Source organism: Agromyces humi (assembly GCF_009720255.1).
Classification (GTDB): Bacteria; Actinomycetota; Actinomycetes; order Actinomycetales; family Microbacteriaceae; genus Agromyces; species Agromyces humi.
In genome coordinates, this window is record NZ_WJSP02000025.1 from 1 (window position 1) to 22,209 (window position 22,209).

A 22,209-nucleotide genomic window follows, 5' to 3' on the forward strand; every position below is an offset into this window, starting at 1 on the left:
GGCGGCCGCCGCATGAGCACCGTGCGCAGGTTCCTCGCCACCACCCTGGTCGGCGCGATGATCGTGGTGGCTGCCGTGGCAGTGGGCATTCACGCCAAGCAGACTGAAGTCGTCGAGGCCGCAGGGCTACAGCACCGCGGAGGTCGCCGCCCGGATGGACGTGGGCTACGAGACGGCGAAGACGTACCTGCGCCGCGTGCGCGAGAAGTATGCGCGCGTCGGGCGTCCGGCGAGCCGCAAATCCGAGTTGATCCGCCGCGCGGCGGAGGACGGGCTGCTCGAGTAGATGGCGAAACTGTACTTCCGCTATGGGGCGATGAACTCCGGCAAGTCGACGGCGTTGCTCCAGGCGGCGTTCAACTACGAGGAGCGCGGGCACCGAGTGCTGCTGGCCAAGCCGTCGGTCGACACGAAGGGCGATCGCAGCATCGTGTCGCGGCTGGGAGTGGTGCGCGAGGTGGACTTCACCATCGGGCCCGAGGACGACGTGCTCGACCGGTTCCAGCAGCACCGCAGCCGCGTGATCGAGGCCCATGGACGCGACGTGAGCTGCCTGCTCGTCGACGAGGCGCAGTTCCTCTCGGCCGAGCAGGTCGACGACCTGCTGCGCATCGCGCTGATGGATGCCATCCCGGTGCTCGCCTACGGCATCCGCACCGACTTCCAGACGGTGGCGTTCCCCGGGAGCCGGCGCCTGCTCGAGGTCGCGCACAGCCTCGAGGAGCTGAAGACGATCTGCCGGTGCGGCCGCAAGGCGATCTTCAACGCCCGCCGCATCGACGGCGTCTTCGTGTTCGACGGCGACCAGGTCGCGATCGACGGCGAGGACGTGACCTACGAGTCGCTCTGCGGCGTCTGCTACCTGGAGGAGAGCGGCGGCGTGCTCAACGGCCGCCACTGACCATCCGATGAGCGACCGCCGACGCCTCAACCGAGTCGACGGGGTCGACGCCGCCAGGGGATTCGCGCTGATCGGCATGTTCGTGGCGCACGTGGCCCCCGCCGTGGCATCCGTCGACGCGGCCGCGCTCATCGCGATCGCCGACGAACGCCCCCGACTGCTCTTCGCCCTCACGGCGGGCATCGGGCTCGGCTTCATCTCGGGCGGCACGCGTCCGATCGTGGAGGACCGCGGGGAGCTGCGCCGGCAGATCGCGGTGCGGGCCGTGATCCTCATCGCCCTCGGGATGCTGATCTGGGCGACGCTGCATCCGCTCGTCTACATCATCCTCGACGTCTACGGCGTGGCCTTCCTGCTGATGCTGCCGCTGCTGTTCCTGCCGCCGCGAGGGGCGCTCGCCCTCGGCATCGGGCTGCTCGCCATCACGCCGGCGCTCGCCGAGCTGGGCACCCGAACCGCGCTCGCCGAAGCGGTGCGGCAGACGCCGTTCCGGTTCCTGTCGGACTGGATCGTGGGCGGCGCCTATCCCGTCATCGTCTGGGTGCCGGTGATGCTGATCGGCCTGGCGCTCGCGCGAATGGACCTGACCTCGCCCCGCGTCATCGGGATGACGGCGCTCGTCGGCGCGGCCGCGGCATCTGTGTTCCTGCCGGTCGCCTCGCGGCTGCCCGCGCCCGAGGTGGTCGGCGAGGCGGGCTGGTCGGTGCCGCTGCGCGCCTCCCTCGAGACCCTCGGCAACGTCGGCGTGGGCGCGCTCGTCGTGGCGGCGCTGCTCACCCTCACCGCGCTCGCCCGGCCCGCGGTGCGCCGGGTGTCGGGCGCGGTGCTCTCGCCGGTGACCGCGATGGGCTCGATGCCGCTCAGCATCTACACGATCCACCTCGTCGTCATCTCGCTCGCCATCCGCATGGAGGACGGCGTGCCGACCGACGACTCGTGGCCGCTGCTCGTGGGGCTGATCGTCGGGTCGATGGTCTTCGCGTGGCTCTGGCGCCGGCACCTCGGGCGCGGGCCACTCGAACGCCTGCTGCGCCGGGCGAGCGGTCGTGACCGGGCGGATGCCGCGGGCGCGTCCGCGATCTGAGCGGGCGTTCACGGCGCAGTGCGGCACCCCTGTGGCGCAAATGCGTGGGGGATTTCCCGGTTGTGGAAGACTGACCACAGACTTGGCCTGCGCCGGAATGGCGGCAGAGCAGTCGGGGGTCATCGTCGCCGATGAGGGGAAGTGCTCGTGGAGTTTCACGACTACGTACGCGTGCTGCACAAGAACTGGATCCTGATCGTCGTCTGCCTCCTCGCCGGAGTCGGCCTCGCCGCGGCGTATTCGCTGATCGTCACGCCGAAGTACCAGGCGAGCACCGAGCTCTACGTCTCCGTGCGTTCGGGCGACGCCGCGGTGACCGGCGATCTCGTGCAGGGCACGACGTTCGCACGGCAGGCGGTGACCAGCTATGTCGACGTCGTGGACAGCGCGATCGTGCTGGATCGCGTCATCGAGGAACTCCAGCTCGACCGCACGAGCGCCGAGCTCGCGGCGCAGGTCGCCGCGAGCTCACCCCTGAACACGGTGCTGATCGACATCACCGTGACCGACAGCGATCCCGAACTCGCGGCGGAGATCGCCAACGCCACGGGGGCCAACCTCGCCGATGTGGTGGTCAACGACCTCGAGAAGCCCGAGGGCGATTCGCCGAGCCTGGTGAAGATCGAGACCATCCAGCCGGCGACGGTCCCCGCGGCCGCGTCGAGCCCGAACGTGCTCCTGAACCTCGTGCTCGGCGCGCTGATCGGACTCGCCGTCGGCGTCGGCATCGCGGTGCTGCGCACCGTGCTGGACACGCGCATCCACTCGCTGCACGACATCGCGCAGATCACCGACACCCCGCTGCTCGGCGGCATCGCGCTCGACCCGGGTGCGCGGAAGCGGCCGCTGATCGTGCACTCCGATCCCCGCAATCCACGCGCGGAATCGTTCCGCAGCCTGCGAACCAACCTGCAGTTCGTGAACATCGAGGGCGGCCCACGGAGCTTCGTGATCTCGAGCGCGGGCCCGGGGGAGGGCAAGTCGACGACCACCGCGAATCTCGCGATCTCGCTGGCCGAGACGGGCGCGAAGGTCGCCCTCGTCGACGGCGACCTGCGGATGCCGAAGCTCGCCGACTACCTCGGAATCGAAGGCGGGGTCGGCCTCACCGACGTGCTCATCGGCCGCGCCGAGCTCGTGGACGTGCTGCAGAAGTGGGGACGCGGTCACCTGTACGCGCTGCCGGCCGGTCGGATCCCCCCGAACCCCAGCGAGCTGCTCGGATCGGCCGCGATGGCCCGCCTGCTCGAGACGCTCACGTCGCAGTTCGACTACGTGCTGATCGACTCGCCTCCGCTGCTGCTCGTGACGGATGCCGCGGTCGTCTCGAAGCTCGCGGGCGGCGCGATCCTGGTGGCCGCTTCGGGTTCGACGAAGAAGCAGGAGCTCGCCGGCGCGGTCCGCGCGCTGGAGTCCATCGGCAGCCGCCTGCTCGGCATCATCGTGACGATGCTGCCGACGAAGGGACCTGACAGCTACAGCTACGGCGCGTACACCTACGGTGTCACGCACGACGCCGACGAGTTCGAGGTGGGCGAGGCGCTCGACCGATCGGGGCGTGCGCGCGGATGACCTTTCGCATCCTCGTCGTCTGCTCGGGCAACATCTGCCGCTCGCCGATGGCCGAGCAGTTGCTCCGGATCGGTCTCGACGGGATGGACGTCTCGGTGGGGAGTGCCGGCACCATCGCGTGGGTCGGCGAGCCGATGGACAGCGACGCGCGGGCGATCGCCGAGCGGCTCGGGGTGACGGATGCCGCCGCCCACGTCGCCAGGCGGCTCGACGCCGCGTCGGTCCGTGACGCGGACCTGGTGCTCGCGCTCGCCCGCGAACACCGGCGTGCGATCGTGGAACTCGTGCCGGGAGCGACCAGGTCGACGTTCACGCTGCGGGAGTTCGCCGCGCTCGCGGCATCCGTCACCGATGCCGACCTCGACCATGCGCTGGCTGCGACCGACGGCCTCCGCGATCGAGACGCGGTCGACGTCGTGCTGGCTGCGGCGGTCGCGGCCGTGGCGGCGCAGCGGGGCATCGCCGAACCGCTCGCCGTTCCCGACGACGCCGACGTGATCGACCCCTTCCGACGCGGTGCTGCCGCCTATGAGGAGTCGGCGGCGCAGCTCGTGCCGGCCGTGAACGCCGTCGCAGCCCTGCTTCGGCGCGCAGCCGGGCGGTTGTAGGGATCGTCTCCATGTCAGCGCGGCGGGGCGCGGCCGACGAGCGTGGCGGGGCCTGGGCGCGACCGCCCTGCCTGGCGGCGAACGTGGCGTCGGGCGACGTGGGACTGGCGTCAGGGGGTGATGGCGTGGTTTGGTTGTGGGCGGGGGATGTGCACGCACGCACGAGCGACGGGGGTGGCTCATGGCAGTGACGGACGGGCGGGGGGCGACCGCCGTCGACCACGGCGGGCGGAATCTCCCGGTGCGCTTCGGAGCCCAGTACGCCATCGATGCGTTCGCGTGGGCCCTGGCGGTGGTCGTCGGGGAGGCGCTGAGATACGAGTACAACCTGTCGGCGATCGCGGTGGCGCCGATGCTGGTGCTCGCCGCCGTCGCCGCCGCGCTGCAACTCGTGGTCGGGTGGAGCTTCAACCTCTACCAGGGGCGGTACACCTACGGCACGTTCGAAGAGGTTCGCGCCCTCGGCATGGCCGTGCTCGTCGTGGCCGTGGTGCTCGCCGTGCCGATCGGACTGTTCGGCACGACGGTCGGCGTGCCGCGCAGCACGGTGGTCATCGCGCTGCCGATCGCGCTCCTCATCATGTTCGGCGCACGGTACCTCAAGCGGCTCTACGTCGAACACAAGTACCGCCCGGGCGCCAACGCCGAGCGCACCCTCATCTACGGTGCCGGGTACCTCGGCGCCGAACTCGTGCGCCGCATGATGACGGACCCCGACTCGGGCTTCGTTCCCGTCGGCCTCCTCGACGACGACCCGGCGTACCGCAACGTGCGTCACGGCTCCGTCCCGGTCCGGGGGACCCTCGCCGACCTCGATGCCGTGTCGAAGCAGACGGGGGCGAAGGTGCTCGTCGTCGCGATCGCCCGTGCGGATTCGGCGCTGCTCCGGCGAGCCAACGACGCCGGCACGGCGCTCGGCCTCCAGGTGAAGGTGCTGCCGCGGCTCGACGAGATCCTGGCCGGGAGGACCGGCCTCACCGACATGCGGGACGTCTCGATCGAGGACCTCATCGGTCGGCACGCGGTCGACACCGAGGTGGCGACCATCGCCGGGTACCTGGCGGGCCGTCGTGTGCTGGTGACGGGGGCCGGCGGCTCCATCGGCGCGGAGCTGTGCCGCCAGATCGTGGCGTTCGGGCCGGCCGAGCTCATCATGCTCGACCGCGACGAGACGGGCCTCCAGGCCGCGCAGCTCGCGACCGCCGGCCACGGCCTGCTCGACACGCCCGACGTCGTGCTCGCCGACATCCGCGATGCCGATGCCCTGCGCCACGTGTTCCTCGAGCGTCGCCCCGAAGTGGTGTTCCACGCTGCGGCGCTGAAGCACCTCCCGATGCTTGAGCAGTATCCCGACGAGGCGTGGAAGACGAACGTGATCGGCACCCTCAACGTGCTCGAGGCGGCGCGCGACTGCGGCGTGCAGACCTTCGTGAACATCTCGACCGACAAGGCGGCGAACCCCACGAGCGTGCTCGGCCATTCGAAGCGGGTGGCCGAGAAGCTCACGGCCTGGATGGCGATCGAGACGGATGCCACCTTCCTCTCGGTGCGGTTCGGCAACGTCATCGGCAGCCGCGGATCCATGCTTCCCACCTTCGCGGCACTGATCCGGTCGGGCGGCCCGGTGACCGTGACGCACCCGGATGCCACGCGCTACTTCATGACGATCCCCGAGGCCTGCCAGCTCGTGGTCCAGGCCGGTGGCATCGGGTCGCCGGGTGAGGTCCTGATCCTCGACATGGGCGAGCCCGTTCGCATCCTCGACGTCGCCGAGCGGATGATCGAGATGTCGGGCCGCGATGTGGACATCGTGTTCACGGGCCTGCGCGAGGGCGAGAAGCTGCACGAGGAGCTTGTCGGTGCGTCTGAGCAGACGTCGCGCCCGCGGCATCCGAAGATCTCGCATGCCCGGGTCGTCGCGGTGCCGCCATCGGCGCTCGACAAGACGGAGTGGGACCTCCAGATGTTGCGGAAGGTGCGCGACAACGACACGGCGATGATCGCGATCCGGCGGCCGAAGGTCGTGCCGGTGGGGAAGTGGCGATCGTGACGGGGCGCATCCACCTCTCGTCGCCCGACGTCGGGGAGCTCGAGGAGCGGTACGTGCTCGCGGCGCTGCGATCGGGCTGGGTCGCTCCTCTCGGCCCCGACGTCGACGCGTTCGAGGCCGAATGCGCGGAACGCGTGGGCGTGGCCGGCGCGGTCGCCCTCTCGTCGGGAACCGCCGCACTGCACCTCGGCCTCCTCGTGCTGGGGACACGACCCGGCGACGTCGTCATCACGTCGACGATGACGTTCGTCGCGACTGCCAACGCCATCGTCTACGCGGGTGCCGTGCCGTTCTTCGTCGACGTGGACCCGGCCACGGGCAACCTGGACCCGGCCCTGCTCGACGACGCGCTGCGCAGCCTCCGTCGTGAGGGACGTCGTGCGGCGGCGGTCATCCCGGTCGACCTGTTCGGCAAGTGCGCCGACTACCCGGCCGTCGAGGCGATCGCGGCCGAGCACGGCGTTCCGGTGCTGTCGGATGCCGCGGAGTCGCTCGGCGCCACTCGGGGCGGTCGCCCGGCCGGCTCGTTCGGTCGGGCCTCGGTGTTCTCCTTCAACGGCAACAAGATCATGACCACGTCGGGCGGAGGGATGCTGCTGAGCGACGAGATCGAGCTCACGACTCGGGCACGCCATCTCTCGACGCAGGCGAGAGAACCCGCGCTGCACTACGAGCACACCGAGATCGGCTTCAACTACCGCATGAGCAACCTGCTCGCGGCGCTCGGTCGTGCGCAGCTCTCGCGACTCGACGAGATGGTCGCGCGCCGCCGCGCAGTGCGCGCGCGATATCGAGCGGTGTTCGCGGATGCCCCCGGCGTGCGGATCTTCGGCGACGCCGATGATGCCGGCGACAACGCCTGGCTGACGGCGATCATCGTCGACCCGGATGCCTCGGGCTGGACGCCTGTCGAACTCTCCCGGCGGCTCGCCGAGGCCGACATCGAGTCGCGGCCACTGTGGAAACCGATGCACCTGCAGCCCCTGTATGCGCACGCGCGGAGCATCACCACCGGAGCGTCCGAGTCGCTCTTCGCTCGCGGCCTGGCACTCCCGAGCGGCTCGGCCCTGGTGCCCGAGCAGCTCGACCGGATCGAGGCGGAAATCCGCGCGTTCGCGGGGGTTCGGGTATGACCAGACCCGGCGCCCGCCCTTACGACGTCGTGAAACGTGGGCTTGATGTCGTGGGCGCGGTGCTCGGGCTCATCGTGAGCGCACCCGTGATGGTCGCGGTCGCGATCGCGATCGCTGTGCACATCGGCCGTCCAGTGTTGTTCGTCCAGCGACGGCCCGGCAGGCAGGGACAGCCGTTCCACCTCCTCAAGTTCCGCTCGATGCTGCCGACAAGCCCGAACCACGTCGCGGACGAAGACCGACTCACGGAGTTCGGTCGTCGACTCCGCGCGAGCAGTCTCGATGAACTCCCCACGCTGTGGAACGTGCTGAAGGGCGACATGAGTCTGGTCGGGCCCCGCCCGCTGCTCCCCGAGTACCTGAGCAGGTACTCGCCCGAACAGGCCCGACGACATGAGGTCCGTCCGGGCATCACCGGCCTGGCGCAGGTCAGGGGCAGGAATGCGATCACGTGGGAGGAGCGCCTGTACTGGGACGTCGTCTACGTCGATCACCGCAGCCTGGCACTGGATGCACGCATCCTTGCGCAGACGTTCGCCGTCGTGCTGCGTCGCGAGGGCGTCGCCGCGCCCGGCCACGCCACCATGTACGCCTTTCCAGGCGGCGAGAACGACCGGAACCGTCCGTGAACGAGCTGGTGGTGATCGGCGGTGGTGGGTTCGGCCGGGAGACGCTCGACGTGATCGACGCGATCAATGCCGTGGTGCCGACCTTCTCGGTCATCGGAGTCGTCGATGACGACCTGGCTCCGATCGCGCGAGATCGCTTGGACGCCCGCCGCAGTCCATACCTGGGAACGATCGAGGAATGGCTTCGAGCCGCTGCGCCGACGCCGTACGTCATCGCCGTCGGTTCCCCCGGCGCGCGTCGGGCGATCTCCGATCGCCTCGCCCGACTCGAGGTCCAGCCGGCCACCCTGATCCACCCCGCCGCGAGCATCGGTTCTCAGGCTTCGTTCGCCGGCGGGACCATCGTGTGCGCTGGGGCGCAGGTCTCGACCAATGTCCGGTTCGGTCGACACGTCCACGTGAATCCCAGCGCGACGATCGGTCACGATGCTGTGCTCCACGACTTCGTTTCGATCAACCCGGGGGCGATCATCTCGGGCGAGGCGGAGCTCGAGGAGGGAACCTTGATCGGCGCCGGGGCGGTCATACTTCAGGGCCTGAAGGTCGGGCGGAATGCCACTGTCGGCGCCGCGTCGTGCGTCACCCGCTCCGTCACCGCCGGCTCCACGGTGAAGGGCGTACCGGCTCGATGAGGATCGTCATCTTGTCGCAGTTCTATCCTCCCGAGCCGGTGCCACTCCCCGAGGAGCTTGCGACGGCACTCGCCGAACGTGGACACGACGTCCGTGTGATTACCGGAGTGCCCAACTACCCAACAGGGAACGTGTATGGCGGCTATCGTGTTCGCTCCCGGTCCGTCGAGCGGCGCAGGGGTGTGGTCATACGGCGCGTTCCCCTGTTCCCCGATCATTCAGCGAACCCCATCCGCAGATCGGTGAACTACCTCAGTTTCGCGATCGCCGCGCTGAGTGCCACTGGCTTGGTCCGGCGGGCGGATGTCGTCTACGTGTACGGCACGCCGCTGACTGCCGCCGTTCCCGCACTCGCTTGGAGGCGCCTGTTCGGCACACCGTTCGTCCTTCACGTCCAGGACCTCTGGCCCGAGTCGGTCACCGGGTCGTCACTCGTGCACTCGCGGGCGACGGGAATGGCCCACACACTCCTGAGCGCGTTCGCCCGCGCGGTCTACGCGAGCGCGCAGACGACGATCGCCATCGCGCCGACCATGTTGCGACGAATTGAGTCGCAGGGCGTGCCCTCGGAGAGGACGGCCCTGGTCTACAACTGGGGAACCGCGGTGCCGGATACTTCGCGACGTGCGAGGCCGGCCCGAGACGGACACCTGCACCTGGTGTACGCCGGCAACCTCGGCGCGATGCAGGATCTCGAGACCGTCCTCCATGCCTGTCGCCTGCTTGAGGATGTCCCGCGATTTTCACTGCGGCTCCTGGGCGCCGGCCTGATGGGCGAGCGCCTCCGGGTCCTGGCTGCCGAACTCGGACTCGCGAACGTCACCTTCTCGGGATACCTCAACTCCGAGGAGCTCGAGCAAGCTCTCGACGAGTGCGATTTCCAGCTCATCCCGCTGCGCAACCTCGACGTGTTCGATGGAACGATCCCGTCAAAGCTCCAAGCATCGCTGAGCCGTGGCATCCCGGTGATCACGACCGTCCGAGGCGACGTGACCCGACTCGTCCGACGTCACCGGATGGGGTTCACGGCAGAACCGGAGAATCCAGGCGATCTCACCCGTGCCATCCGCGAGGCGCTGCAAGTGGACGCGGCGGGTCGGGAGGAGATGTCCCGGTCGTGCATCGCCTTCGCCGAGCGCCATATGTCGCGGGAAGCGTCGGTCACTGCGATCGAGCGAGAACTCCAGGCGGCGGCGGGCCGGGGTCGGCCGAAGCCGGTGTCGGGATGATGGTCGGCAGCGGCACGGGGAAGGACCGAGCCGGGTCGACGTTGGGGTCGTTCGCCCGTCGTCTCCCCATCACGCTCGCACTGAGCTGGTGGGCGTTCGCCTACCTGCTCTGGTTAGTCGGATGGCCGATTCGGTACCCGACCACGAATGCCCTGCAGGTCACGCTGCTCGTCGTCGCATGCGGAGCGGCCGCGGTGCTCGGGTTCTCCGCGGTCAGGTGGGCTCGGGGCCAGGCAGTCTCGCCGACGGTCACCTCCGCCATCCGAGACGACCGACTTCCGCTGCCCGTGGTCATCGGTGTCGTGGGCGCACTCGCGCTCGTGCCGGTGACCGTGTCCACCTACTCGGGGTTCGGGCTTGCCGAGCTCGGCGATGCGCTCTCCGACCAGGCCGCGGCGTTCGACCAGGCGAGCCAGCGGATCCTCGAGGGGAGCGCCTCCCGGTCGGGCCTGCTCCTCCTTCAGGCCGCGCTCGCGCCCTTCACATTGAGTGCGATTCCATACCTCGCCCTTGCGTGGTTCGAACGCCGCCGCCATGGATTGGTGCTCCTCCTCGCGCTGGCCCCGCCGATCGTGATCAGCATCGCGGTGGGCAGAGATCAGCAGCTCGGTTGGTCGATGGTGCTGGTCGGGGCGTCGTGGGTCCTGTCTCGGGTGCGGCGACGCATGCCCCTCCGCGTCGGCGGGGTGATCGCGCTCGCGCTGGCCGCCGCCATCGCGATGACCATCTTCGTCTCGAGGAAGTTCGCACGATTCGCCGGGGCGATCATCTGCCCACCCGGGGCCGAGACGTGCCTCGGCGGCAGCGCGAACGGGGGTTCCGACGTGGAGTCCGGGCTCGCCGTCCTGTCGTCATACGCGAGCCAGGGCTTCGAAGGTCTCGGACGCGCGTTGAATGCCCAGTGGCAGTTCGGCGGCGGCCTGAGCCACGCGCCCGCCCTGCAGGCGCAGATCTCGGCGCTGTTCGGGTGGCCCCTCCCGACCACGGTGAGCAGTCAACTCAACGAGCTGGGCTGGTCGGACTCCTGGTACTGGAGCACGGGGATGACGGGAATCGCCAACGACGTCCCGTGGGTCCTGATCCCGCTCGTGTTCCTGGTCCAAGGAGCGCTCCTCGCGGCGACATGGCGCCGGGCGCTCCTCGCTCCCGACTGGCTCACCGTCGCGGTGTTCACCTACACCTGGCTCGGGCTCCTCTTCACGCCGCAGAACCTCCAGCTCACCGTGAGCGGACCGTCGTATGTCGGGTATCTCGTACTCGTGACGTGCTACCTGATCCGTGGAGCGCTCGACTCGACCCGGACGCAGTCGCGAACGCTGGTCGGGGTCACGCGACCTCCCACGCCCGCGCGTAGGCGTGGATCCGCCGCTGCCGAACGAGCGTGACCGCCGCCGAGACGGCGTACGCGACCGACACGAGCCCGGCGAAGACGGCGACGCCCATCAGGCCCCAGAGCGCACCGCATGGGATCCCCAGCACGGCCCAGCTCGCCAATGCGGCCACGTTGAGCGCCAGGGCGGCGTGCTCGAGGTCGCACAACAGCATCAGTTGGTTCACCTGGCCGCAGGCCGTGACGGCGACGGCGGCGGCGGCCAGCACTGCGAGTGCGGGGGCGGCAGCCGCATACCCGCCGCCGTAGAACAGCTCCAGAAGCGGCGCCGGAGCAATGACGAGGGGCAGCGCGATGAACGCGGCGAGCACCGAGACCCGGTTCGTCGATCGGCGGCAGACTGCGTTCAACTCCGGGAGGAGCCCGCGCCGCGCCAACCCTGCGAACTCCGGTGCCAGGTACGAGGTCTGGATCGTCGCGCCCAGCTGGACGAAGGCCGCGAGGCGGGCTGCCACCGTGTAGTCGGCGACATCCTCGACGGATGCGGCGAAGCCGAGGACGTAGATCGGCGCCCAGGTGAGCAGGTAGAACAGGAGGGAGGTGCCCATCATCGATGCGAGTGAGCGTGCGCTGATGATGGGGGCCGCGCGACCTTCAGCGGACGAAGCCGAGTGCTGCGCCGTGATGTTCCACAACGCCGCAGGCATCGACCAGAGCGCAGTCAAGGCGGCTGCGGCCGACATGACCAGCAGAACGGCATCGAGGCCGGCAGATCCCGACTGGTCGAGGATGATCACGCCGACGGTCGTCAGCAGCGGCACCGACCCGAGTTCGGCGACGACCCCGAGCGGGACACGTCCTGATCCTCGCAATGCCGCTCCGGCGAAGACGGAGAGAGCCAACGGGACGACGCTGAAGGAGACCGCGAACAGCGTGAACGACGAGAGCTCCGGAAGGATGCCGAGGGCAGGCCGGAACACGACCGCGAAGACTCCGAGGGCCGCGGCGACCAGGGCGCTTGCGAGCACGAGTATGGCGAGCAGGCGCCGCGTGACCGAGGCCGAGGCTCCTCGCGCGTCGCTTCCGAGCTTGAGCACGAGATTGTCGGTACCGAACCGTCCGATCGTCGCCGCCAGCGCGACCGTCGTGTAGATCAAGAAGAACGCGCCCGACGCCTCGGGAGCGAGGACTCGCGCGATCGTGATCGTCATCGCGAACGTCGCGAGCAGCGCCAGGCCACGGGTGCCGATGACGATCGACACCTGCGACATTCGCGAGCGCGTCACGGCGCGGCCCGATGACCACCGGGCCCGACGGACTCGATCGCGATCGCGGCTGCGATCGCAGAGGCGCGCTCGATCGCGAAGGCTCGGACTCGTGCGCCGCGGGCGGCGAACCCGTCGTGTTCGAACTCTGCGCGCATCACCCGCAACGCCGCCGCAAGCGCGGCAGGGTCACCGGCTGGCACAGCCAGGCCGACTCCCTCCGCCTCGATGATCTCGCCGGCATCCGACGAGGCGTCGATGCTCGCGACGATCGGCTTGCCGGCCGCGGCGTATTCCGAGATCTTGCTCGGAAAGGCAGGAGGGCTCACGCCCTGCACGGTGGCCGCCACACCGACGTGGGCGGCCCCGAGCCGCGCTCGATACTCCTCGCGGCGGAGTTGCCCGGTGAATGTGACGTTCGCGAGGCGGTGCGTCGTCGCGAACGCTCGGAGTTCACGCTCCCGGGGGCCGGTGCCGGCGATCTCGATCCGCAGGTCGTCGCCGTCGTCCTGCAGGATCCGTGCCGCCTCGAGCAGCGTCTCGATCCCGCGCCCTCGGGCGAGTTGGCCTCCGAACATGGCGGTGAAGGGGCCCGCGGTGGGAGCCGCATCCCCTGACGGTCGACCACCGGACCAAGGGAGCACCTCGATCGTCTCTGCGACGATCCCCGGGTGATAGCGATGGAGGAACCGGGTGTTCGCCGGAGTCATCGTGGCGATGACGTCGGCACTCTCCAGTGCGCGACGCTCCATCGCCGTGAACAACCTCGTCGCAGGCCCGAGCGAGAGCCGGCCGATCTCAACCTGATGGAGCGGGAAGAAGTCCCAGAGGAACACGAGGTGGCGATCGATCGTTCCGCGGCGGCGGAGGCGCGCCGGAAGCCCCCAGGTCAGGGAGGCGATCGACGTCGAGATCCCCACGTCGTAGTGCTCGGACGCAGTGAGCCGCGCGCCGTACCCGTGCAGGCCCGCTGCCGCCGCGAGCTGGCTTCGCAGGGCGAGCAGGGGGCCGCGGCGGACGGGTCGAACGACGTTCGCGACGCGTGCGCCGCTGTTCGGGTCCCGGCGGACGCCCCGAGGGCGTCGGTGCTTCCAGTCGTGAACGAGGACATCGACGGAATGGCCGCGCTCAGTGAGCGCGGCCGCCAGATCGTCGAGCAGCCAGGGATTCCCGACCCCGCCACCGAATGTGGAGGTGACGATCAGAATCCTCACGCGACAGCCACCCCGATCCCCATCCCCGGCACCCGCTTCGGCCAACAGCCTAGATGAGGAGCATCCGGCCGACGCGGTGATCTGTGCGTCGAATGGCCGTGGACACCACCTGTGTTGCCATTCCTCCCGATGCTAGGTTCGGACCGAGGCGTGAGAGCGTCCGACTGGCCAGTGAAGCGGGGAAACGGGCTTGAACGGAATCTACGAAACTCGACGGGTACTGGTGACGGGGGGAACCGGCTCGTTCGGCCATACCGTGGCGGAACGCATGCTGGGCCTCGGTGTCGCCGAGGTGCGCATCCTCAGCCGTGACGAGGCGAAGCAGGACCTCATGCGGTACGAACTGGCAGACGATCGGCTGAGGTTCTACGTCGGCGACGTGCGCGACTACCAGAGCGTCGAGCGGGCGACGAAGGATGTCGACTACGTCTTCCACGCCGCGGCCCTGAAACAGGTGCCCTCCTGCGAGTTCTTCCCGATGGAGGCGGTTCGCACGAACGTGAACGGCAGCGAGAACGTCGTGCGCGCGTCCGAGTACAACGGGGTGTCGTCGCTCGTCTGCCTGAGCACCGACAAGGCGGTGTACCCGGTCAATGCCATGGGGATGTCGAAGGCGATGATGGAGAAGGTCGCCCACTCGCACGGCCTCAACAACCCGACGGCGAACACGACCGTCTCGTGCGTGCGCTACGGCAACGTCATGTACTCGCGAGGGTCGGTCATCCCGCTGTTCATCGCCCAGCTGAAGGCGGGCAAGCCGCTGACGGTGACGAACCCCGAAATGACGCGGTTCATGATGTCGCTCGATGATTCGGTCGGCCTCGTCGAGTTCGCGTTCACGAACGCGAATCAGGGCGACCTCTTCATCCGCAAGGCACCCGCCTGCACGATCAGGGACCTCGCCGAGGCGGTCTGCACCCTCTTCGGGCGGCGCCCCGACATCGAGGTCATCGGCACTCGACACGCGGAGAAGGTCTCGGAGGCGCTCGCCAGCCGCGAGGAGCTCTCGCGCGCGATCGACATGGGCGAGTACTTCCGCATCGCGGCCGATGCGAGGGACCTGAACTACAGCCTCTACTTCGACGAGGGCAACGTGCGCCAGCAGGAGTTCGCAGACTACGACTCCCACACCGTGACACGAATGGGGGTCGAGGAGATCGAGCAACTGCTCCTCACGATCCCCGAGGTGCGTGCGGAACTGCAGGCCGCGGGCCGGCTCGTGAGTGAACCGAGCTGATGTTCGCCATTACGGGCGCGGGCGGGTTCCTGGGCTGGCATACCCGGGTGGCCGTCCACGCGCGTGGCGGACGATTCCGGGAGGTGGCCCTGGGCGAGCGATTCGACCTCGCACGCGCCGCGAACGCCGTCGGTGGGGCGCAGCGGGCGATTCACCTGGCCGGCGTGAACCGGGGCAGCGAGGCCGACGTGTCCGATGGCAACGCCCTGCTCGCCCAGCAGTTCGCCGACGTGCTGCTGGCGGTCGAGGAGCCGCCGCCGGTGGTCGTCTTCGCCAACTCGACCCAGAGCCTCGGCACTTCCGCGTACGGAGCGGCGAAGAAGCGCAGCGCCGGGGTCATCGAGCGGGCCTGCGCTCGCCGCGGCATCCGATTCGAGGACGTCGTTCTGCCCAACCTCTTCGGCGAGCACGGGCGACCCTTCTACAACTCGGTGTTCGCCACGTTCGCCACCTTGATCTCGGAGGGCAGGGAGCCGACGGTCGAGGTCGACCGGCCGCTCGTGCTGCTGCACGCGCAGGACGCAGCTGACGCCCTGATTGGCGAGGCATCCGCCGACCTCGTGGCGGATCGCGCGCGGGAACGCACCGTCAGCGAACTGCTTGCGGACCTCACCGGAATCGCCGACGTGTACCGCAACGGCGAGATCCCGGATGTCGCGTCGCCGTTCGACCGCGACCTGTTCAACTCGTACCGCTCCTACGCCTTCCCTACGCAGCTGCCGTTCACCATGGCGACCCACGCCGACGAGCGCGGATCGTTCGCCGAGCTCGTGCGGGCTCGCGGCGGGACGAGCCAGACCTCCGTCTCGACGACCCATCGCTGGGTCACCCGAGGTCAGCACTACCACCGCCGGAAGATCGAGCGGTTCGTCGTCGTCTCCGGGACGGCGACGATCGCCATGCGGCGGCTCTTCACCGACGAGATCCTCGAGTACGAGGTCAGCGGCGACGTGCCGCACGCGGTCGACATGCCGACCATGTGGGCCCACAGCATCACGAACACCGGCACCGACGACGTGCTCACGGCATTCTGGACGAACGAGCTGTTCGATCCGGCTCACCCCGACACGATCCCGGAGGACGTATGAACACGTCGCGGCTGAAGGTGCTGACCGTGGTCGGGACTCGACCCGAGGTCATCCGGCTCTCCGCCACCATCCGGCTCCTCGACGAGTTCACCGATCAGACGCTGGTGCACACCGGGCAGAACTACGACTACGAGCTCAACGAGGTGTTCTTCGAGGATCTGGGCCTTCGACGCCCCGATGTCTTCCTCGAGGCGGATGTCACGAGTCTCGGGTCCGCGCTGGGCTCCATCCTCGCGAAGATCGAGCCCGTGATCCGGGACGTGAGCCCCGACGCCTTCCTCGTCCTGGGCGACACGAACAGCTGCATCTCGGCGGTCATGGCCAAGCGGATGCAGGTGCCCGTCTTCCACATGGAGGCCGGCAACCGCTGCTTCGACGAGAACGTACCCGAGGAGACGAATCGTCGCCTGGTGGACCACGTGTCGGACTACAACCTCGTCTACACCGAGCACGCGCGCCGCAACCTCCTGGCCGAGGGGATCCACCCGTCGCGAATCCTCCTCACCGGCTCGCCGATGCGCGAAGTCCTCGCCGCGAGCGACGACGCCATCCGCGCCAGCGATGCGCTCGAACGACTCGGTCTCGCGGAAGGCGGATACTTCCTGGTCAGCCTCCATCGCGAGGAGAACGTCGACGACCCCCGTCGGCTCGAGTCGGCCTTCGACGCGCTCGAAGCACTCGGTGACGTGTACGACCTGCCGGTGCTCGTCTCCACGCATCCACGCACGCGCAAGCGCCTCGAGGCCACGCGTGAGGCGTGGGGCGATCGATTGCGGCTGCACTCGCCGTTCGGGTTCAACGACTACAACCGCCTGCAGGTCTCCGCACGACTCGTGCTGTCCGACAGCGGCACCATCGCGGAGGAGTCGTCCATCCTGGGATTCCCGGCGATCACGCTCCGCGACCGCATCGAGCGACCGGAGGCGCTGGATGCCGGCGCGATCATCACGAGCGGCGTCGGACGGGACGAGATCCTCGACGCCGCGCGCACCACGATGCGGCTCTTCGAGGACTTCGGGCCGCCGTCGCTTCCTCGCGACTACGAGGTCGCCGACACGGCGCGGCGAGTCGTGTCCTTCATCCGTTCGACCGCCGGGTCGCACCATGCGCGCTCGGGCATCCGCCAGCCAGGGAGGCCCAGCTGACCACGCCCGTCGGCGAAGTTCGCAAGCGCAGACCGCTCGTCCGGCGAGCGGCCTTCTGGGTGCCGATCGGCGTGGTCGTGCTCGCGCTCGTCGGCGTGGGCGTGATCGCCGCGATGCTGGTGCCTCGCGCGCTGGCTGCCCGGGATGACCTGCAGTCGGCGGCGCCCCTCGTCGCCGATGTGCAAGCGAAGATGCTCGCAGGCGACACTGCAGGGGCGACGCGGTCGGCCGCAGCGCTCGCGGAGGCGACCGCCGACGCACGCACGCAGACGAACGGACGGCTGTGGCGCGCGGTCGAATGGGTGCCCACCGTCGGACCGAATCTCGAGGCGGTGCGGGTCATTGCGGCGACGGTCGACTCGCTGGCGCACGAGGCCGTCGTGCCCGTGGCATCCGTCAGCATCGATGCACTGAAGCCGGTGGACGGGCGGATCGACCTCTCCGCCGTGACGGCCGCGGCCGCGACGGTCGAGCAGGCCGCCGACGCTCTGGAAGCGGCATCCGGAGAGCTCGCCTCGATCGACCGTGCCGCGCTCATCGACGAGGTGGACGACGGCGTCGACATGCTCGATGCCGCGCTCGACCAGGCGGGCGCCGCCATCGAACCGATGCGTCCCCTGCTCGGTGCGCTGCCCGGGATGCTGGGTGCCGAAGGACCCCGCGACGTGCTCGTGCTGTTCCAGAACAACGGGGAGGTGATGCCCGGGGGCGGCACCGTGGGTTCTCTCGCACAACTCCACATCGAGGACGGAGCCGTGAGTCTCGTGGCCCAGGCGTCGGCCGAGCCGATGTCCATGCCGATGTATGACGAGGATGTCGTGCCGATCGCGCCCGACGTGCGGGCGACCTACCCGTTCGGACTCGGGCGGTACGTGCAGAGCCTGACGCGCACGCCGCGCTTTTCGCTCACCTCCGAGATCGCCAGGGAGATGTGGCGACGCACCCACGGCGTGGAGGTGGACGCGGTGGTCGCGCTCGACACCGTCGCCCTCAGTTACTTCCTCGAGGCGACCGGCCCGATAGACCTCCCCGACGGAGTGCAGATCTCGAGCGGGAACGCGGTGTCGTTGCTGCTCGGAGACCTCTACGCGACGTACGACCCCCTCGAGGTCGACGCCATCAACCAGGCGTTCGCCGCCGCCACCATGTCGCGGCTGCTCTCGGGCACGGTGGACGTCGGGTCGCTGCTATCGGTGGTCGAGCGGGCGTCGGCTGAGCACCGCATCCGCGTCTGGAGCGCGCGCGAGGGGGAGCAGCAGCTGATCACAGGATCGCCGCTTCAAGGAGAGCCGCCGGGCGATCAGCCGGGGGTGAATGGGTTCGGCGTCTACTTCATCGACTACACCCCGGGCAAGATGCAGCGGTACATGACCCAGCACGTGGATGTCTCGCAGGCGACGTGCCCAGCCGATGGGCGACGTCACGTGCGGGTCACCGTCGTGCTCGGCAACACGGTCGACCCGGGGGCCCTCGATGACCTGCCCGACTACGTCAGCGGCGGAGGCGGCACGACGCCGGTCGGCGACATGCGCGTCGAGGTGCTCTCATACGCGCCGTCCGGGTTCGGCTTCGTCGGGCAGTCCACCGATGGACCGAATCAGGGCGCTCGTTCCGGGACCGACGGGGAGTTCGTCGTCGCCCAGCAGTTGATCCGCGTGTCGCCCCAGCAGGCGCGCACCGTGACCTTCGACTACCTCGCGCCCAACGTCGCCGAGGCCACGCTCGTCGCCGACGTCACTCCGGTGGTCTCGCCGAATGTGATCACCACTGGCCGGCTCGACTGCGCCGCGGTGGGTGCGGGATAGCCACGGAGCACGAACACATCCGAGCGGTACGAGAATGGAACGACCCGACGGAAGGGATCCTCCATGCGCATCTCGGTGATCGGCTGCGGCTACCTCGGCGCCGTGCACGCCTCGGCGATGGCCGAGCTCGGCCATGAGGTCGTCGGCATCGACGTCGATGACCGCAGGATCGCGCAGCTCGCCGCCGCCCGCCCGCCGTTCTTCGAGCCCGGCCTGCCCGAGATCCTGCGTTCGGCCACCGCCACCGGCCGGCTGCGATTCAGCACCGACATCGCGGATGCCGCGGGCGCCGAGGTGCACTTCGTCGCCGTGGGCACGCCCCAGGCGGCCGGCTCGCACGCCGCCGACCTGTCGCACGTGGACGCCGCGTTCGAGTCGCTGCTCCCGCACCTCGCCGACGGAGCCCTCGTGGTGGGCAAGAGCACCGTGCCCGTGGGCACCGCAGCGCGCCTCGCCGAACGGATCGCCGAGGCGGCGCCGCACGCGAGCCTCGCCTGGAACCCCGAGTTCCTCCGCGAAGGCTACGCGGTGAAGGACACCCTCCAGCCCGATCGGCTGGTCTACGGCGTCGGCGAGGGCGACGAGCACGCGGCATCCGTGCTCGATCACGTCTACCGGGCCGCGATCGAGGCGGGCACTCCGCGGATCGTGACCGACTACGCCACCGCCGAGCTCGTCAAGGTGGCCGCCAACGCGTTCCTCGCCACCAAGATCAGCTTCATCAACGCGATGTCGGAGATCGCCGACGCGACCGGGGCCGACGTGACCGCGCTGGCCGACGCCATCGGCCACGATGCGCGCATCGGCCGGCGGTTCCTCAACGCCGGTGTCGGGTTCGGCGGCGGCTGCCTGCCCAAGGACATCCGCGCGTTCACCGCCCGGGCCGAGGAGCTCGGCCGTGGCGAGTCGCTCGCCTTCCTCCGCGAGGTGGACGCGATCAACCTGCGGCAGCGTCAGCGGGTCGTCGACCTGGCGGTGGATGCGCTCGGCGGATCCGTGCACCGCAAGCGCGTCGCCGTGCTCGGCGTCTCGTTCAAGCCCGAGTCGGACGACGTGCGCGACTCGCCGGCGCTGGACGTGGCCGTGCAGTTGCGCGGGCTCGGAGCGGAGGTGGTCGCCACCGATCCGCAGGGCGTCGAGAACGCCCGTGCGCGGCATCCGCAGCTCGAGTACACCAGCTCGACCCGGGAGGCACTGCGCGGCGCCGACCTCGTCGTGCTCGTCACGGAATGGCGCGAGTACCGCGCCCTCGACCCGGTCGAGACCGGCAGGCTCGTCGCCGAACGACGCATCATCGACGGGCGCAACGTGCTCGACGCCGCCGAGTGGCGCGCCGCCGGGTGGCAGGTGCACGGACTCGGCCGGCGCTGACCATGCCCCGACCGATCGAGGGCTACGCCGTCATCGGCGACTGCCGCACCGCCGCACTCGTCGGCGACGACGGGTCGATCGACTGGCTCTGCGCCCCCCGCTTCGATTCGGCCTCGGTGTTCGGGGCGCTCCTCGGCGACGTCGAGCAGGGCGCGTGGCTGCTTCGACCAGCGGATGCCGCGGCGGTGGCGTCGCGACATTACGAGACCGACACCTTCACGCTCGTGACCCGCTGGAGCACCGCCCAGGGCGTCGTCGAGGTGACCGACCTCATGCCGCTCCGAGACGGCACGGCCGACGGCGATGGGCGGCGCACCGACGTGATCCGCAGGGTCCGCGGCATCAGCGGGCGGGTGCCGATGGTGCAGGAGCTGCGGGTGCGGTTCGACTACGCCGCCACCCTGCCGTGGGTGCGGCAGGTCGGCACCGTCGACGCCCCCGAGTTGCTCGCCGTCGCGGGCCCCGACGCGCTCGTGGTGCGAGGGCCCCGCCTGACGGCGACCGGCCACGCCCATCGCGCCGCCTTCGACGTGCGCGCGGGGCACACGGTAGACGTGCAGCTCACCTGGTTCGCGGCGCACCTGCCCGTGCCCGAGCCCCTCGACGTCGACGCGGCCATCGCCGCGGCCGCCTCGTGGTGGCGCGACTGGGTGAGTGCCTGCATCGAGCCGGGGGCCTACGACCTCGAGGTGCGGCGTTCGCTGCTCGTGCTGCGCCTGCTCACCCACGAGGACACCGGCGGCATCGTGGCGGCGGCGACCACGAGCCTGCCCGAGGACTTCGGCGGCGCGCGCAACTGGGACTACCGCTACGTGTGGCTCCGTGATGCGGCGCTGACCCTCGAGTCGCTCATCCACCACGGGTTCACGCACGAGGCGGAGGCCTGGCGCCAATGGCTGCTCCGTGCGATCGCGGGCGACCCCGCCGACGTGCAGATCATGTACGGACTCGCGGGGGAGCGACGGCTGCCCGAATGGGAGGTCCCCTCGCTGCCCGGGTACGAGGGCAGCGTGCCAGTGCGCGTCGGCAACGCGGCATCCGAGCAGTACCAGGCCGACGTCTTCGGCGAGGTGATGATCGCACTCGACGTCACGAGGCACTGGGGCGCCGACGACGACGACTTCTCGTGGTCGCTGCAGCTGGCGCTGCTCGCCGAGGCCGAGCGCAACCTCGACCGGGCCGACTCCGGCATCTGGGAGATCCGCGGGCCCGAACGTCATTTCACCCACTCGCGGGTCATGCTCTGGGCGGCCTTCGATCGGGCCGTGTGCGCGGTGGAGCACGACGGCCGCACCGGCCCGGTCGACCGTTGGCGCGACATCCGTGCCGCCCTCGCCCAGCGCATCGAGCGCGGCGGATTCGACGCGACGATCGGCAGCTACGTGCAGTTCGAGGGCAGCACCGAGGTCGATGCCGCCCTGTTGCAGCTCGCCCAGGTGGGGTACGTCGACTACGACGATCCCAGGATGCTGGGCACGGTCGCGCGCATCGAGGAGATGCTCATCCGCGACGGCCTCGTCTGCCGGTACCGCACCGAGATGGAGATCGACGGCGTGCCCGGTGACGAGAGCGCATTCGTCGCCTGCTCGTTCTGGCTCGTCGAGCAGTACGCCCACTCCGGCCGGCTCGACGACGCGACCGAGCTCATGGATCGTCTGCTCGCGCGCGCCGGTGACGTCGGGCGTTCGGGAAGCTGGTGCTGATCAGCCTCGTCGCCAGCGCGGGGTCGACCCCGAGATCGCGGCCACCGCGGTCGTAGCTCGCCTTCGCGATGGTGGGGGTGTTGCCGAGCAGCGCGTGGCCATCGCCAGGGCGCTCGCGCTCTCGCCGAAGGTGCTGCTCTTCGACGAGCCGACGTCGGCGCTCGACCCCGAGCTCGTCGGCGAGGTGCTCGACGTCATCCGCGGCCTCGCCAG

The 22,209-nt window shown here is 69.7% G+C and carries 19 protein-coding genes and 1 pseudogene; 18 read left to right on the forward strand and 2 right to left on the reverse strand.

Annotated elements, in window-relative coordinates; genetic code table 11:
* Positions 1-154 precede the first annotated feature (154 nt).
* From GH736_RS25510 to GH736_RS04545, 11 genes are all read left to right on the forward strand, one after another.
* Complete coding sequence (locus GH736_RS25510) at positions 155-286, forward strand: hypothetical protein (protein WP_268891234.1); 132 nt, start codon at positions 155-157, stop codon at positions 284-286.
* Complete coding sequence (locus tag GH736_RS04500; RefSeq protein ID WP_159600668.1) at positions 287-901, forward strand: thymidine kinase; 615 nt, start codon at positions 287-289, stop codon at positions 899-901.
* Positions 902-908: 7 nt separating this feature from the next.
* Positions 909-1,985 carry a heparan-alpha-glucosaminide N-acetyltransferase domain-containing protein gene (locus GH736_RS04505; protein ID WP_159600670.1) on the forward strand — a complete coding sequence of 359 codons (1,077 nt, stop codon included), beginning with the start codon at positions 909-911 and terminating at the stop codon, positions 1,983-1,985.
* A 141-nt stretch (positions 1,986-2,126) separates the two neighbouring features.
* Positions 2,127-3,557, forward strand: coding sequence for a polysaccharide biosynthesis tyrosine autokinase (locus GH736_RS04510; protein WP_235933834.1), 1,431 nt, complete (start codon positions 2,127-2,129; stop codon positions 3,555-3,557).
* Complete coding sequence (locus GH736_RS04515; protein ID WP_159600672.1) at positions 3,554-4,165, forward strand: arsenate reductase/protein-tyrosine-phosphatase family protein; 612 nt, start codon at positions 3,554-3,556, stop codon at positions 4,163-4,165. The genes GH736_RS04510 and GH736_RS04515 overlap by 4 nt, the downstream gene beginning before the upstream one ends.
* A 181-nt stretch (positions 4,166-4,346) precedes the next feature.
* Complete coding sequence (locus GH736_RS04520; protein ID WP_159600674.1) at positions 4,347-6,215, forward strand: polysaccharide biosynthesis protein; 1,869 nt, start codon at positions 4,347-4,349, stop codon at positions 6,213-6,215.
* Positions 6,203-7,348, forward strand: coding sequence for a DegT/DnrJ/EryC1/StrS family aminotransferase (locus GH736_RS04525; RefSeq protein ID WP_328596790.1), 1,146 nt, complete (start codon positions 6,203-6,205; stop codon positions 7,346-7,348). The genes GH736_RS04520 and GH736_RS04525 overlap by 13 nt, the downstream gene beginning before the upstream one ends.
* Positions 7,345-7,977: a sugar transferase gene (locus GH736_RS04530; RefSeq protein WP_159600676.1), complete on the forward strand. Its 633-nt coding sequence runs from the start codon at positions 7,345-7,347 to the stop codon at positions 7,975-7,977. The genes GH736_RS04525 and GH736_RS04530 overlap by 4 nt, the downstream gene beginning before the upstream one ends.
* Positions 7,974-8,609 carry an acetyltransferase gene (locus GH736_RS04535; protein ID WP_159600678.1) on the forward strand — a complete coding sequence of 212 codons (636 nt, stop codon included), beginning with the start codon at positions 7,974-7,976 and terminating at the stop codon, positions 8,607-8,609. The genes GH736_RS04530 and GH736_RS04535 overlap by 4 nt, the downstream gene beginning before the upstream one ends.
* Positions 8,606-9,838, forward strand: coding sequence for a glycosyltransferase family 4 protein (locus GH736_RS04540; protein WP_235933835.1), 1,233 nt, complete (start codon positions 8,606-8,608; stop codon positions 9,836-9,838). The genes GH736_RS04535 and GH736_RS04540 overlap by 4 nt, the downstream gene beginning before the upstream one ends.
* Entirely contained in the window at positions 9,835-11,223 is a 1,389-nt protein-coding gene (locus tag GH736_RS04545; protein ID WP_159600682.1) for a hypothetical protein, read from the forward strand. The genes GH736_RS04540 and GH736_RS04545 overlap by 4 nt, the downstream gene beginning before the upstream one ends.
* On the opposite strand, the gene GH736_RS04550 is transcribed toward GH736_RS04545, so the two are convergent.
* Positions 11,165-12,454, reverse strand: a complete 1,290-nt coding sequence (locus GH736_RS04550; protein WP_159600684.1) for a lipopolysaccharide biosynthesis protein — start codon at positions 12,452-12,454, stop codon at positions 11,165-11,167. The genes GH736_RS04545 and GH736_RS04550 overlap by 59 nt on opposite strands.
* Positions 12,451-13,647, reverse strand: coding sequence for a glycosyltransferase family 4 protein (locus tag GH736_RS04555; protein ID WP_159600686.1), 1,197 nt, complete (start codon positions 13,645-13,647; stop codon positions 12,451-12,453). Before GH736_RS04555 ends, GH736_RS04550 begins: the two co-directional genes overlap by 4 nt.
* A 190-nt stretch (positions 13,648-13,837) precedes the next feature.
* Between GH736_RS04555 and GH736_RS04560 the strand changes: the two genes are divergently transcribed.
* From GH736_RS04560 to GH736_RS04590, 7 genes and pseudogenes are all read left to right on the forward strand, one after another.
* Positions 13,838-14,884 (forward strand): polysaccharide biosynthesis protein, encoded by a 1,047-nt coding sequence (locus tag GH736_RS04560; RefSeq protein ID WP_456236766.1) that lies wholly within the window; start codon positions 13,838-13,840, stop codon positions 14,882-14,884.
* Between the two features lie 47 nt (positions 14,885-14,931).
* Positions 14,932-15,972, forward strand: a complete 1,041-nt coding sequence (locus GH736_RS04565) for a polysaccharide biosynthesis C-terminal domain-containing protein (protein ID WP_235933836.1) — start codon at positions 14,932-14,934, stop codon at positions 15,970-15,972.
* The gene (gene wecB / locus GH736_RS04570; RefSeq protein WP_159600690.1) at positions 15,969-17,117 is read left to right on the forward strand and encodes a non-hydrolyzing UDP-N-acetylglucosamine 2-epimerase; all 1,149 of its coding nucleotides are present in this window, start codon (positions 15,969-15,971) and stop codon (positions 17,115-17,117) included. The genes GH736_RS04565 and wecB overlap by 4 nt, the downstream gene beginning before the upstream one ends.
* 59 nt (positions 17,118-17,176) lie before the next feature.
* Positions 17,177-18,922: a DUF4012 domain-containing protein gene (locus GH736_RS04575; protein ID WP_159600692.1), complete on the forward strand. Its 1,746-nt coding sequence runs from the start codon at positions 17,177-17,179 to the stop codon at positions 18,920-18,922.
* Between the two features lie 63 nt (positions 18,923-18,985).
* Complete coding sequence (locus GH736_RS04580; protein ID WP_159600694.1) at positions 18,986-20,293, forward strand: UDP-glucose dehydrogenase family protein; 1,308 nt, start codon at positions 18,986-18,988, stop codon at positions 20,291-20,293.
* Positions 20,294-20,295: 2 nt separating this feature from the next.
* A complete protein-coding gene (locus GH736_RS04585; RefSeq protein WP_159600696.1) occupies positions 20,296-21,996 on the forward strand; it encodes a glycoside hydrolase family 15 protein in 1,701 nt (566 codons plus the stop codon).
* Positions 21,997-22,072: 76 nt separating this feature from the next.
* Positions 22,073-22,209 (forward strand): annotated as a pseudogene (locus GH736_RS04590) (ATP-binding cassette domain-containing protein); the annotation flags it as partial.